The 13,797-nt window shown below is 65.1% G+C and carries 10 protein-coding genes, 1 tRNA gene and 1 pseudogene; 8 read left to right on the top strand and 4 right to left on the bottom strand.

Annotated features, from left to right (window positions below; all coding sequences use genetic code 11):
• Positions 1-37 precede the first annotated feature (37 nt).
• The 5 genes from HH310_RS19960 (at position 38) to HH310_RS19940 (ending at position 4,278) form a co-directional block, all read left to right on the top strand.
• Positions 38-114: transfer RNA gene (locus HH310_RS19960), tRNA-Pro, on the top strand.
• 168 nt (positions 115-282) lie between these two features.
• Positions 283-1,470, top strand: coding sequence for a site-specific integrase (locus tag HH310_RS19955; protein WP_169177091.1), 1,188 nt, complete (start codon positions 283-285; stop codon positions 1,468-1,470).
• Between the two features lie 200 nt (positions 1,471-1,670).
• On the top strand, positions 1,671-1,895 hold the full coding sequence (locus HH310_RS19950; protein ID WP_169177090.1) for a helix-turn-helix domain-containing protein: 225 nt from the start codon (positions 1,671-1,673) through the stop codon (positions 1,893-1,895).
• 96 nt (positions 1,896-1,991) lie between these two features.
• Positions 1,992-2,705 carry a hypothetical protein gene (locus HH310_RS19945; RefSeq protein ID WP_169177089.1) on the top strand — a complete coding sequence of 238 codons (714 nt, stop codon included), beginning with the start codon at positions 1,992-1,994 and terminating at the stop codon, positions 2,703-2,705.
• Between the two features lie 454 nt (positions 2,706-3,159).
• Positions 3,160-4,278 (top strand): hypothetical protein, encoded by a 1,119-nt coding sequence (locus HH310_RS19940; protein ID WP_169177088.1) that lies wholly within the window; start codon positions 3,160-3,162, stop codon positions 4,276-4,278.
• A 242-nt stretch (positions 4,279-4,520) separates the two neighbouring features.
• Here HH310_RS19940 and HH310_RS19935 read toward each other — a convergent pair.
• Both HH310_RS19935 and HH310_RS45425 read right to left on the bottom strand, forming a co-directional pair.
• Positions 4,521-6,739 (bottom strand): annotated as a pseudogene (locus HH310_RS19935) (ATP-dependent RecD-like DNA helicase).
• Between the two features lie 1,636 nt (positions 6,740-8,375).
• Entirely contained in the window at positions 8,376-9,341 is a 966-nt protein-coding gene (locus HH310_RS45425) for a restriction endonuclease (protein WP_312034218.1), read from the bottom strand.
• A 54-nt stretch (positions 9,342-9,395) separates the two neighbouring features.
• On the opposite strand from HH310_RS45425, the gene HH310_RS43915 reads away from it, so the two are divergent.
• Entirely contained in the window at positions 9,396-10,049 is a 654-nt protein-coding gene (locus HH310_RS43915; protein ID WP_248294170.1) for a hypothetical protein, read from the top strand.
• 91 nt (positions 10,050-10,140) lie between these two features.
• On the opposite strand, the gene HH310_RS19925 is transcribed toward HH310_RS43915, so the two are convergent.
• Positions 10,141-11,214 (bottom strand): site-specific integrase, encoded by a 1,074-nt coding sequence (locus HH310_RS19925; RefSeq protein WP_169177086.1) that lies wholly within the window; start codon positions 11,212-11,214, stop codon positions 10,141-10,143.
• A gap of 178 nt (positions 11,215-11,392) precedes the next feature.
• Between HH310_RS19925 and HH310_RS44865 the strand changes: the two genes are divergently transcribed.
• A complete protein-coding gene (locus tag HH310_RS44865) occupies positions 11,393-11,521 on the top strand; it encodes a hypothetical protein (RefSeq protein ID WP_282438489.1) in 129 nt (42 codons plus the stop codon).
• 367 nt (positions 11,522-11,888) lie between these two features.
• Positions 11,889-12,665, top strand: a complete 777-nt coding sequence (locus HH310_RS19920; protein ID WP_169177085.1) for a hypothetical protein — start codon at positions 11,889-11,891, stop codon at positions 12,663-12,665.
• Positions 12,666-12,772: 107 nt separating this feature from the next.
• On the opposite strand, the gene HH310_RS19915 is transcribed toward HH310_RS19920, so the two are convergent.
• The gene (locus HH310_RS19915) at positions 12,773-13,762 is read right to left on the bottom strand and encodes a hypothetical protein (RefSeq protein WP_169177084.1); all 990 of its coding nucleotides are present in this window, start codon (positions 13,760-13,762) and stop codon (positions 12,773-12,775) included.
• Between the last annotated feature and the right edge of the window lie 35 nt (positions 13,763-13,797).

Below are 13,797 nucleotides of genomic sequence, written 5' to 3'. Positions count from 1 at the left end.
GGGGGTTGCTGCGCGGGGTTTCGGCTCTGGGCGGTTTCGGGCTGTAGCGCAGCTTGGTAGCGCACTTGACTGGGGGTCAAGGGGTCGCAGGTTCAAATCCTGTCAGCCCGACCAGCTTTTTCAGGCCGTCGACTGGGACGAAAGTCCAGGTCGGCGGCCTTTTTCATTGGCTGGCATCGCTGGGCCAAGATCGCTGTAGTGGATCTTGTGGTCACGGGCGTGGTCACATCGATGGTTACCGTGGATGACACCTGCAGGATCGTGTGACCACGGGGGTGCTCGATGACCGTCAGCTCGTACCAACTCAGTAACGGCAAGACCAACTGGTACTTCGTGATCGACCTGCCCGTCGCAGACGACGGGAAACGGCGCCAGCACAAGCGACGAGGGTTTCCCAGCGAAACCGCGGCGGAGAAAGCGGAAACCGAAGCGCGCAAGGCGTACGGCGAGGCCAGCATTGGCGCGGACGGCAGCGTCGCGGCCGAACTCACCGGCTGGCTTTCCGAGCGCGAACTCGACGTCGAAGAGACCACACTCGACAGCTACCGCAACATCGTCCGGATGTATGTCATCCCGCACATCGGTGGGCGGCAGCTGTACAGCCTCGACAAGCGGGTCATCCAGGACATGTACAAGACGCTGCTGAGAGAGGGCGGCGCTAACAAGAAGTCGTTATCGCCGACAACGGTGCGAACGGTGCACCGGGTGCTGCAGAAGGCGTTCAAGGACCTGGGTATTGATCTCGGCCCGATACGGCAGCCGCGGCCGGCGGAGCGCGATAGCCACGGCCGTAAGGGCGTGTGGACGCCGAAGGAGTCGAAGCAGTTCCTCAAGTTCCACCGTGAGTCCCGTTTGTACGCGGCGTGGGCACTTGCTGTTGTGGCGGGGACCCGGCGTGGTGAGATCGCTGGTCTGCGGTGGTCGAAGGTCGATCTCGACAACGGCATCGTCTACATCCATCTCCAGCGGACGATCTGCGGCAACAAAGTGCTCGAGAAGTCACCCAAGGGCAAGAGCCGGCGCGCTGTCGCGATCGGGCCGGCGATGGTGCAGGTTCTGCGGGAGCACAAAGCGCGCCAGGACGAGGAGAAGGCCGAGGTAGGTCTCCTGTATCACGACCGGGGTTATGTGTTCCCCCGTGAGGACGGCGAGCCCTACTATCCGCGCTACTTCACCGATCAGTGGGAAGGCGCGTGCAACGCCGCTGGTGTGCCGGTCATCGTGCTGCACGACGCCCGGCACACGTCGGCGACCACGGGCGCGGACGCGGGTGTTCCTGAACATGTCATGCAGAAGCGGCTCGGGCATGCCGACTCGCGGACGACGCGCGAGGTCTATACCCACGTGTTGCCGGAGAGCGAGCGCAAAGCGGCCGAGTTGATGGACGTCGCGCTGACGGATGAAAGCGGCGTAGGCGGTTTGGCGCGCAGGGTATTCGGCGGTCGGAACGTGGCGCCGCGACGGGCTTAGGTTGGCTCGGATGGCGTGCGGGCGCTGCTTGGCCGGGAGCCGTGGTGGTGCCGGGTTCCGCCGGGTGATGACGGGGCGCGTCACCCCCTGTCACCCCCTGTCAACTGTTACGCGGTCTCACGTTGTGGTGGGCTGGATTGGCGGTAGCTTCTACGGCCGCGCTCGCTTCGGAGTTGATGAATTGGCGTGAGGAGCAAGCGATGCCCAAACGCGTGTGGACGATCGATGAGGTTCGACGATTGGGATTGGCGACGGACGTCGAGACTGCTGCCTCGGTTTTGCGGATCGGGCGGACGAGGGCCTATGGGATGGTCAAGAAAGGAACGTTTCCGGTGAACGTGCTGCGGATCGGCAAGAGCTATGTCGTGCCGGTCGAGGGCCTGCTTACGCTGCTCGACGTCGCCGTTTCCGAGGCGGGTGAGTGACCGGCACGGTGATCACGGTCAACGATCGGGTGAGAATTGGCATGGGTCAAACGCCGAGGGAAAAGCGCGGCCTGCTGGGCAAGAAGGGAGCACAGGGTGAGTAATGCGTTTAAATCGTCGGCGGAGGCTGGCCGACTTCCCGGCTTGGAAGCGGCCGGCGCTGACGAAGGCGTGGGGGAGGAGGGCGTTTGGTGTGAGCGGGTGACCGGGTACGCGGCGTCGCTTCGAGCCTTTGATGCGGTCGATTTCGCCGGCGACGGCGGGAATGACGATCAGACCGCTGCGCTCGCTGCCGGCTCGCTGGTCGTCGCGTCAAAGATATTCATCGATGAGGTGATGGAGGACATCGCGACCTTGGCGCGGGACGGCGGAGTCGTCGCAGATGACGATTCGCACTTCCTTGCGCTTGCCGAGCTGCCGCCAGGTTTCGCGGACCGCTACGACGGCCGCTTCGCCCGGAAGTTTCTTGTCGCGACCGTCATGGTCACCGGGAGAATGGCGGCGCCACACTGGAAACCGCCGGCCTGCCTTGCCGAGGCGCTCGCTTTACATATCGTTGTGCGACGCGCTCAGGAGCTCCTGAGCGATCACGGATGTCTCGACGGGCGTCAGGCGCACGACCTGTACGCAGCGTTTGAAGACGCGGCGTTCGAGGACCTCGATCATGAGTGGCTCTATGACGCCAAGCTGAGTGGCTTGAATGCCGGTGCTGATGGCACAGAGCAACCACGCGCCGCCGATGACCGTCAGCTCTTGTGGTTTGAAGCGACGTCTGAGACAGATATCCATTCATTTCTAGCCGAGTGCTAGCCAGACCCAAGAAGGCTTCCAGCCGCGCGCCCTCGATCGCTCGCGTGGAGCGCTGCGGCCTGGCGGCTTACTGGTCTTCCGCAGAACAAGTCAGCGCATCGTCTCGTTGGGCGGGCATGGCTATGCTTGTCGAGCCACTCGTTCCCCGAGCGCAGCCAGCCCTGCGCACCACACTGGCAGTGTGGGGGTCAGGGGGAAGCGTCCCATCGATGTCTCCTGATGGATTTAGTCGGCGCGGTGTTCGCGACTTCATTGTGGTTGCAGCGTTGGTGGATCCCAAACACTTGACGAAATGGTTTCAGCCCAGGTTCCTAGGATGCTTATCGATTATGGTTGTGCCCCCTGCCTGGCGTGAAGGGGAAGCTTCGGGGCCGCACCGCTCGCGAATGAGGAAGCCGACCGGATACCAGCTCACGGGGAGGCCTTATCATCGGCGGACTCGTATGCTCGGCCCGTGGAGTATGGAGTTTCTGTCGTTCTGGGGTTGTCGAGCGGCGGCCCGAAGATGGACCCGCTGCAAGTCGAAGGTGCTGCGTCGCTGCTGAGCCGGATCTTGGACGAGATCGATGCCGTCGACGGGCCCGAGGGCGTCGACGTGGTGCTGGACCGGTATTGGGTCGGTGCCCACCCTGAAGGCGCTTCGGTACTTCTGGTAATCGAGGCTGACTCGCTGCCGGTTGCCGAGGCGGCGGCGCGTGAGGTCGTGGTCAGCGTCCTAAAACGCTCTGAGCTACTCGCTGACTGGCGACTGGTCAAATGCGAAGTGGCGTTGGACGAGCGCTTTGCCGAGGTTGGCCTTCAAGTACCGGACGACGCCGAGCTTCCGCCGGCTGACCCGGCCGAACGGGCGATTTGGCACAGGCACAAGCAGCGGGGTTTGGCTGACCCGGCTCGTTCGGAGGGCGAGATTGACTGGCGCGGGTGGACGATGCGACATGCTGAGCAGATGCGCGCGTTCAATCGTGAGGTGTTCGACGGCGTGGATGGTCAGTCAGACGAGGCGCGTTTAGCCGCCGGGGCGCTGATCTTTGCGGCGACGCTACTTGTCGACGAGTTGTTCGAAGATATTGAGACGTTGCGTGACAGCGGCAATGACACCCCCACCGACGGCGACCACGCTTACTTCGTGTTGGGTGGCTTACCGGACAGGTTCGCGCACCGCTACGACCTTCGATTTACCCGCAACTTCCTCATTGTCACGATCGTGGTGACCGGGCGGCTCACTCAGCCGCACTGGGCGTCGCCGGCCTCTGTCGCCGAAGCGCTCGCTTTGCACGTTCTCGTCGAGCGGGCGCGCGCGTTCCTCGAGATGCACGACTTGCTTGATGCCGACACGATCGGCGATCTGTACAGCGCGTTTGAAGACGCTGCGTTCGATGACTTGGACCACGAGTTTTTGTACCGCAGGGAGCTCGACGGCTTCGAAGACGACGAAGACTTCACTTCCAGGATGCGTGTGACGAACATGCGGGTAGAGGAATGGTTTCGGCCGGTTAACCTTTCAGATGCGCACGTCCACCCGTACACAGTCGATGTATCCGCGCCGCGGACAGGCCGGCCACAAGGCAGTTAGGCGGCCAACAGGGGCGATCACGGCGGCCGAGGTTGATGTAACCGTTGCCGATGACCATTGCTCGCAGGCCGAGACGCGTCACGATCGACGTCCAAGACGGTGCCGGTGTTGCGCAGGGCGCCGAGGTGGCCTTGCACGCCGCGATCGTGTAGCGACGGTAGCTCGGCCGCGGGTCGTGCTTTGCCGCCAGCGAGGGGTCGCCGAGGCGCGAGCGGCGCATGGATCGGTGCGCGTCTGGTGTCCTATCTGGCGAGGCGGTGGGTGAGGGCGGTGTGGCGGCGGCCGGCGCTGACGGTGCGGATGGCGGCGCCCAGCGCTCGGCGGGAGCCGACCAGCACGACGAGCTTTTTGGCGCGGGTGATGGCGGTGTAGAGCAGGTTGCGTTGCAGCATCATCCAGGCGCTGGTGGTGATCGGGATGACCACGGCGGGGTATTCGGAGCCTTGCGAGCGGTGGATGGTCATCGCGTAGGCATGGGCCAGCTCGTCGAGTTCGTCGAAGTCGTAGTCGATGCTCTCGTCCTCGTCGGTGCGGACCGTCAGGGTTTGCTCGTCGGGGTCGAGGGCGGTGATGACGCCGAGGGTGCCGTTGAAGACTCCGTTCTGGCCTTTGTCGTAGTTGTTGCGGATCTGGGTGACCTTGTCGCCGACGCGGAACACCCGCCCGCCGGCCCGGCGTTCAGGCAAGCCGTCATGGGGCGGGGTGAGTCGCTGCTGCAGCAGGGTGTTGAGCGCGCCGGCTCCGGCGGGGCCGCGGTGCATCGGGGCCAGCACTTGGATGTCGCGGCGGGGGTCGAGGCCGAATTTCGCGGTGATGCGGTTGCAGGCGACATCGACGGTGAGGTCGGCTGCGGCTTCGGTGTCGTCGCAGGCGAACAGGAAGAAGTCGCGCATGCCGTCCAGGATCGGCGGTTTTCCGGCGTTGATTCGGTGGGCGTTGCTGACCACGCCCGAGTCGGCGGCCTGACGGAACACTTTGGTCAGGCGTACGCGGGGAATGGTGTCAGCGGCGAGCAGGTCGCGCAGCACCTCCCCGGCGCCGACCGAGGGAAGTTGGTCGACGTCGCCGACCAGCAGCAGGTGTGCGCCGGGCGGGACGGCCTTGACGAGTTTGTTGGCCAGGATCAGGTCGAGCATGGAGGCTTCGTCGACCACGAGCAGGTCGACATCGAGGGGGTTGTCCCGGTCGTAGCTGGCCTCGCCGCCGGGTTGCAGCTTGAGCAGCCGGTGCACGGTGGCCGCGGGCTGGCCTGTGAGTTCGGCGAGGCGTTTCGCGGCCCTCCCTGTCGGGGCGACCAGCAGGATCTTCGCCTTCTTCGCGGCGGCGAGCTCGACGATCGAGCGGACGGTGAAGCTCTTTCCGCAGCCGGGACCACCGGTCAGGACGGCGACCTTGGCGGTCAGCGCGAGCCGCACGGCCTGCTCTTGTTCGGGGGCGAGGTCGGTGCCGGTGCGGGCTTTCAGCCAGGCCAGGGCTTTCGTCCAGTCCACGGCGGCGAAGTGCGGCATCCGGTCGTCGCGGTCGCGCAACAACGACAGCAGCGAGCCCGCGAGCGACATCTCGGCCCGGTGGAACGGGATCAGGTAGATCGCCGCGGTCGGCCCGTCCGGGCCGGGCAGGGTCTCGCGGACGACGCCTTCCTCGGTGACCAGTTCGTCCAGGCAGCCGGCGGCCAGACCGGTGGGCACGTCGAGGATTTTGGTGGCGTCGGTGATCAGTTGGTCGGCGGGCAGGTAGCAGTGGCCGTTGTCGGTGGCCTGCGACAGGGTGTATTGCAGGCCGGCTTTCACCCGTTCGGGGCTGTCGTGCGGGATCCCGACGGCCTGCGCGATCGTGTCGGCGGTCTTGAAGCCGATGCCCCACACGTCGGAGGCCAGCCGGTACGGCTCGGTCTTGACCACGTCGATCGACTTCTCGGCGTATTTCTTGTAGATCCGCACGGCGATCGATGTGGACACTCCGACACCTTGCAGGAACACCATCACTTCCTTGATGGCTTTCTGCTCCTGCCAGGCCGCGGTGATTTTTCCCGTACGCTTCGGGCCCAGCCCCGGCACTTCGACCAGTCGACCGGCTTCCTCTTCGATGACCCGCAGGGTGTCTTCGCCGAAGTGGTCGACGATCCGTTCGGCGAACACCGGCCCGATCCCTTTGATCAGCCCGGAGCCCAGGTAGCGGCGGATGCCCTGGATCGTGGCGGGCAGCACGGTGCTGTAGGAGACCACCTCGAACTGTCGGCCGTGCTGGGCGTGTGAGGACCACCAGCCGCGCATTCGCAGGCTCTCGCCGGTTGTGCGCCCAGCAGGGCGCCGACCACGGTCATCAGGTCCGACCCGCGGCCGGTCGCTACCCGGGCCACCGTGTACCCGGTCTCCTCGTTCACGTATGTCAACCGTTCCAGCACCGCTTCGAGCACCTGCGGTGCCGGCCGGGACGAAACACCCGCAGCCACATCACCCATCCTCCCCGCCGCGGGTAGACCAGCGCACGCCGGTCGCCTGCGTGTCAGAGCTCGGGTTCCGACGCGAAGGCGAGCTCGGATCAGTTTGATCACCGTGTCCGGCGGCGTCGGTGTGATTCCGCGCGTTCACCGCAACGGCATGATGGCGGGCAGCGCGACGACATTTAACGCGCCCTGCGTTGCAGCCACTCCGTACGACGGCTCGTTCGGGATCGCTTCGTCATCGTGCACCGGGGGATTGGCGCCGCCAGGCCTACGCCACTTCGTGCCGTCGCGTGGGTCCAGGGCGTGGCTGCGTCCTTACAGAAAGGCCTTCAGCGGTCTCGGATATCGAGACGGGGAAACCGGGAACGAGAGGGGCCGGGAGCCGGATTCCTCTCGGCCCCTGCCGCTACGACGGCGATCTGCGAAGTCACGTTGCAATAGCCCCGGCGGTCCTGCCTTTGTCGTGAGGCCGCGGTGCGGGTCCATTATTGGTTATGACCTATGGTCGGGACGAGCACGACGCGTGGCTCAGGCTTCGAGCCGAAGCAACACCGCTCGAGAAGCGTGAACATGCGGAGGCGTCGAAGAACGCTGCGGCATGGCTTGGCGGTCTCGCCAGCGCTACTCAGGCACGGATGCAGGTGCTTGAGATTCGATGTCCAGCCCGTGGGTGTCGCCTGGGAGAGGTCTACAGATTTCCACTGTCCGAGGGCGGCGAGCGGTTTCTATTCGTGGGTATCTCGCGAAGTGGGCGCCGCCACGAAGGATTCTTGAACTGGGTGTTCACCGACGACTGGCACGGACCCACCGTTTGGTACGAGGTTGGATGCCGACATGGCCACGCACGCTTGGAGCGTGCTTGGCTCCTGGATATTGTGGGCTTGGTACGCGGCTGGCACCACGCTCTGGAAACGATCGAGGAGGCGAGAGCCCAAGCACCTGAACACGACCGTAAGGGCATCGCTCGACGCGTGTTTCACCCGCTTTCGGAGACGTGGCGCATCAGGTAGACTGCGGCTACACCCTTGTTTTACCGCTCGCGCTGCATGGGCATTGTGCGTCTCGAAAGCTGAGACCCGGCCGCAGTCGCCCGGAGATGAGCACCGGGAACGACCCACGGAGGGTTAGTTCCTGTGTCCATTTTCGTCTTGGGCCTGATCCCGGCGGCTGCCGCCCTGTCGGCCCTGCTCCCTTATCTGCGATACCGCTCGTACATCGGACTAGTACGTCATATCAGCGACAAGCACGGCGTAGATGGCCTCCACGCGTTACAACATGTGGTCGGACCGCAAGCAGTCTCCGAAGGGAAGTTCGAGACAGTCGGGCGACCATCGCATCGCTCTGACGGCGCCCCTCACGAAGCGTGATGCAAATCCCGACAGCGGTACGACCCGCATCGAAAGAATAAGCGGCTCTACCATGAAGCCGCGGCGTGACACCTTGGGCCGTCGCGATTTCGCGGGCGGAGCACCCCGGTCCGCGCCCGACCCGATGACACCAGCGCCGGCCCGCTGCCCGAACCCGCTCGCGGTCCCGGCCCTGGGTAGCTCAGTGCTGCCCCGCTGACCTTGGGGTTGAAAGAGGAGAGTCGTCTGTCCGTGGTCACGACGGCTCAGCTACTTCAGGGCTGCCTGAGCCATTCCTGAATTGGCTAGTCGAGTTCGGTGGGGTCGATACGGGCCTTGAGTTGGGCGTGTTCGGCGAGCAGATACAGCAGATTCGCGCCGTCGATGAGTTCGAGGGGTTTGCCGGACGCGAACTCGTACGAGGTAGGGCCGTAGCCGCTGGTGGTGACAAGGATTCCTTTGGACGCGCCTTCGTTTTGCAAGGTGCCGTACAGGTCACGCACGGCAGACACGTCGACGGTGTGGCGGTAGCGTTTGGCCTGGATGACGACTTTGCCGCCGAAGATCGGTCGCTGATCGAACGCGACGCAGTCGACGCCACCGTCGCGCGACGCCCGCGTTTGCTTGGTGTCCAAGCCCATCTTGGTGAACAGGTTCTGGATCAACGATTCGAAATCAGACGGGGTCAGACGCAGCAGGTTCGGACGTTCGTCGAGGTCGGCCAGGACGTCCACCTCGTCGATGAACCGTTTGTCGACCATGTCGAACTCGAGCACCGGGCGTACAGCGGCGAGTTCCTCAGGTCGTTTGGACACCGATGCGCTCAGGTGTTGCAGGCATGCTGCCGGATCGACCTTGGCCAGGTTGAGGGCAGTGAACTGCTCACGGGTAGTGCGCAGGGTGACCAGGCACGGCCGGACGGCTTGGCCGGTGCGCGGATCGGAGGTGTCCACGACGCCGTTGAACACGATCGTGTCCACCAGGGCGGTGCGATCAGACTCGAACAGCTCGTGCACGGTCCGCAAGGTGACCTGGGTGACCACCGAGGTGTAGCGCTCGCGGATGTCCTTGGCCGGCCTGGCCGTGGACGTGATCTCGTCACGAGTCTTGACGTAGCGGTGTTCCCGGACCGCGGGCACCACATCAAGGGTGGGTAGTTCGTACTCGGCGACGAGCTGACGCGATTCCGGGACGTAGGCCAGGCGGTACTGCTGCGGGAAATCGTCCGGGTAGACCGAGTTGGCTAGCACCATGCTGAAGTAGTCGACCACGGCCTGCGGCTCGCCCGCGGCAAACGCAGCCGCGAACCGGTCTACCTCCGCGTTGTGGGTGGCGGCCTGCGCTTCGACTCGCTGGCAGTGCTGCTGGTAGCTCTGGTAGGCGGCAGCGAGACGGCGTTGCCGGTCGGCGTCCGCCGCGGCGTGCTGAGCTTGAGCGGTCTGGAACTGCGCTTGCGCCGCCGCCAGCTGCTGCTGATATTTGCCTTGCCCACCGAACAATTTTCCGAGCCCGGCTGGTGCCGGGGGTTCGAAGCGCTGCCAATCGGGCGCAGGGATCGGCTGGGCCAGCTGCCCAGGATCGAACGGCGGATGCTGAATCCGTTTCTTCAACCGGGCGAAGTCGATGTGGTCGTCGACGTCCAAGGTGGCCTGCAGGAGTTGCTCAAGCTCCTCCAGCCGGGCCTGGACATCCGCGTTGTCGGCGGCGACCGCGGCGGCGCGTGCCTCGGCGTACAGGCGTTTGCGTTCACGTTCGTCAGCCGCTGCGGCACGCTGAGCTGCCTTGGCCGCCTGTTCAGCCGCCCGGTGCATTGCTTGCTGCTGACGCACGTACGCCGTCTGAGCCTGTTGGGCTGCTCGAACCTGACGCGCGTGTTCGCGCTGGATTTGAGCGATGAAGCCTGTACGCCGAGCCAACGAACCCCTCCAGGTCCCGCGGAAACGCCGAGCACGTTACCGAACCCGGACTCCACCACGTAATCGGCCAAACCGCCTTCGTGATCGGCCAAGCCGGTGAACATCCGGGCGTGAATGATCCATTCAGGACTTGGATGAGTGCTCATTGCCCTACTCAGACTGCCCCGTGCGCGGCGGTTGGGTCGGCCGGGAGTTGCTCATCCAGAGCCTGTAACCGATCACGCTCACCGTGGGGCAGCAAATGCCCGTAGATGTCGAACGTCGTCTTGATCGAGGCATGTCCCAGCCGTAGCTGGATCATATAGAAGTCCCATCCCGCAGCGATCAGATACGCGACATGGGAGTGCCGTAGGTCGTGAAACCGTGGCGCGGAGAACAACCGGGTCGAGCACCGACAGTCCGAGACCGCTCTGGGGCCCGCCGCCGTGTCGGCGGAAGCTTGCGGAGGATGTACGCGGCAGGTTTGCGCTGCTATGACTGCGGTCCGCCAGTACCTCTGCCGGAGGTTACCGGCATCCCACGGTCCACCATCGGGTGCGGTGAAGACCAGCTCGCCATGGCGCTTGTCGGCGACAACTGCGGCGAACAGGCGGGCGGTGTGCGGGGCCAGCAGGATCGTGCGCCGTGACCGCGGCGTTTTCACTGGCCCGAACGTGCCCGAGCGTGACAACGTCTGCTCGACTCTGATGGCCGGGACGGGCATTTCGGGACTCACGTTGCCGGCTCGTAGGCCGAGTAGTTCACCCAGGCGCATGCCGGTGCCAAGCGCCGCCAGCACCAGAGGCTTGATGGGTGCCGGGCAGTGCGCGATGAGAATGTCAGCTTCCTCGCGATCCAACAGGCATGCCTGCCACGCGGTGATGCGGGGCAGGCCGTTGCTCCGGTTGCCTTCCGGTCGCCGCATCGGGTTGTCGGGCCGGTATCGCGGGACAGCGTCGCGCATCACCTGACTGAGCACTGTCCAGAGCTTGCGCACGCTCGCCGGCCTCAGTTGCTGGGCGAGGGAGGCTTTCCACGGATCCAGATGATCGTGCCGGGTAATGTCACCCACTCGCAGGTCACCGAGATCGATTGCAGCGCGGTGCCGCAGCATGCGCGCGTATTCGGCGTGGGTGCCGGGGGAGACGTCGATCTTGAGCGTGATCCATCGTTCGATCCAGTCGCGTAGCAACGGTGTCGCCGTAGGTTCAGTTTCCGCTGAGGTTCCGGTCTCTTCGATGTACGCCATGACCCGAGGATTTCTCGCCTTCGTGGGGTGTCGTGTACACCGATTGGGTCAGGTCACCCTTCAGGGGGACTCAGTGTTCTCGGGGCCAGCTTCGCGGTCGCGCCGCTGCCGCCCCCCGTCGCCGTCTGCTCAGGCCGAGCGCCGGTTCGCCGAGCGCCGTGCGCTGATCGCTGGTCCGGTGTTGCTGGTCGTCGCGGCGGCGGCGGCCGTGTTCCTGCCGCTGGACGAATCGATGGCCGGACTGATCGTGGCCAGCATGATTCTGGGCACCGGTCATCTGTGCTCGGTCGTTGGGCGGCGGCCCTGATGGCCAACACTGTCCCGGCTGACAAGTACGACTCCGACTTCGGGGCACTGCACCTTCGCCGCGTCCCTCGGCCAGGCGCTCGGACCGAGCCTGATCGTGGTGTTCGGCGGAGGCCAGGCGCTGCCCGGCATCGGCGCCAGCTTCTGGGCGCGCTCGTGATCGGCGTGCCGTGGTGCGCGCATTTGCTGATCAGCTGCATCGTGCTCGCCGCGGTCAGCACCGCTTGGCGCCAGCCAGTGGAGGGTCGATGGCCGGGCGTGTCGATCATGTACGACCATAGGTTCGGTAGTGCGGCCGAATCGACGCGGAGATGCCGCTCGGTCACCTGCGGTCCACGCCTCTCGCTTTTCATGAGACAGTGGCAAGTGTGGATGCGGCGGACCTGGCTCGCGAGGAGCCCCGCGGTACCGGGAAGCGGAGCGAAATCTCCGAGACGGTCAAGCGGGCGCTCTACGCAATGAGCAACGGCACCTGCTACGCACCGGGGTGTGTCCAACCGGCGTTCCTCGAAACCGGAGCCGGCGGACCGCGGATGAACGTCGAGGTCGCCCACATCTACGGCGTCAAACGCAACGCACCACGGTTCCGCGACGACCTCACCGACCGCGAACGCGACGACTGGCGTCACCTGCTTCTGCTCTGCAAAGCCCATCACAACGCCGTCGACGACCCCACCAGCGGGGCACGACTCTATCCAGCCGAAACCCTGTTGACGTGGAAGAACGACAAAGAGATCGCCATCTTCGGCGTCCTGACTGGCAGCGTCACCCAGGACTCCATGGAACGGATGCTGGCGAAGTACTTCGAGGACCCCAGTGAACGCCTCGCCTCGCTGATCGACCGCCTGGAAACCGTGGTCGACGAAGCCGACAGCACCGGTCGCATCAGCAGCAGCGCCGTCCAGGAACTACGTCTGGTCGTTTCCATGCTGGCCGAAACCGACGCCTATCGTCTCGCCGCTTCCGCCCGCGCGCTCAATGAGGCGGCCGACATCTATGCCTCATTGAAGCTGAAAGAGACGGCAACGGCCCTGTCGGATGCCGCCACGCATTTGAGTACGTTGAAGCTCGGCGACAAGGCACGCCTGCTGCGCGCCGCCGCCGACGAAGTTAGCCACAGCACCCGCAGACCGCCTGAATATTAGTCGCCCACGCCATTACGAGGAACGCGCCGCGGGGAGTGTCGACCGGTGCGGTTCGCGACGGTGCCCTTCAGCTTTCGAACGACCATTGAGATCGATGTGCCTGCCGTCTACCAAGGCCGGCCCAGGGCGATGCGACGGAAAGCCTCGATCTCCCGCATGTGGGCATCATGAACGTGCGGCACAAGCGCGGCTTCGGCCGCGTGCAGGCAGGCGCGGTATCCGATCTCGCGGAGTGGGTGACCGTCGGGTGGTGCCGGCGCCTCGGGATCCCACCCGACGATCGCGCAGATCTCGACGGCCGTCCGGCGGGTGTATGGGCGGGCCAGGGCCCATGCCGGTTCGGGGTACATGCCTCGCAAGCTCCACAAGTCACTGCGGTCGGGGATGGTGGGGATCTGCTCGTGGCCGGTGGTGGTGCCGGCGAGCTTGTCGAGCCGGTTGCGCAGGCTTTCCCGTCGCCCGGCGATGGCGAAGTTGTCCGGCAAGGAGTTCTCGCTGAGCCAGGAAACGGCGTCGTTGCCCTCGGGCGGACCGAGTGTGGCGTCCTTGGCGGCTTGCGTGGCGGCGGCGTCGAAGTCTTGCCAGAACTGGTGGGAGCCGACACCGCAGGGCCACCAGTCCAGATAGCTTTCCTGGTCGGTGATCGGCTGCCGGTCCTGGACAAGGGCAGCGACCTGGGGAAAGCCGGTGGCAGCGTACCAATCGGCGAGTTCCACCCGGCCGAGCCAGTCGCTCAGCCGCCACCAGACGTCACGTTTAGGCCGGGCACACGCGGCGGTCAACGCCAGCTGCAGCACGACGGGCCGCAGATCGTCGGCGACGGTGTCATACAGGTCGGCGCCCCAGGTCTCGAGCACAGGGGAGTGGTGCAGGTCGCCGAGGTGCGCACCGACCGGCAGGCTCAGCGCCTCGGCATAGGCGGCAACGAACGGGTGTGCCTCGCCGGGGATCTGATCCTCGTCGTCGAGGACGACGAGGCGCCCAGTGAGGGTGCGGTGGATCGGCACGTTGAGCTTGCCGTTCTTTGCCCAGTTGTAGGCGGTGCGCCGCGGGATGCCGTTGCGGTCGGCCCATTGGGACAGAGGAATGGGAGTCATAACTCAACGACGGCACAAATGGCACAGTGCCGAAA

This window comes from Actinoplanes sp. TBRC 11911, assembly GCF_012933445.1.
Classification (GTDB): Bacteria; Actinomycetota; Actinomycetes; order Mycobacteriales; family Micromonosporaceae; genus Actinoplanes.
This window is presented reverse-complemented; position numbering and strand designations above follow the sequence as displayed.

Coding starts and splice junctions, on each gene's coding strand:
- HH310_RS19925 (WP_169177086.1), bottom strand. CDS start 11,214: ATGGCGTACATCGAAGAGACCGGAACCTCAGCGGAAACTGAACCTACG.
- HH310_RS19955 (WP_169177091.1), top strand. CDS start 283: ATGACCGTCAGCTCGTACCAACTCAGTAACGGCAAGACCAACTGGTAC.
- HH310_RS19950 (WP_169177090.1), top strand. CDS start 1,671: ATGCCCAAACGCGTGTGGACGATCGATGAGGTTCGACGATTGGGATTG.
- HH310_RS19915 (WP_169177084.1), bottom strand. CDS start 13,762: ATGACTCCCATTCCTCTGTCCCAATGGGCCGACCGCAACGGCATCCCG.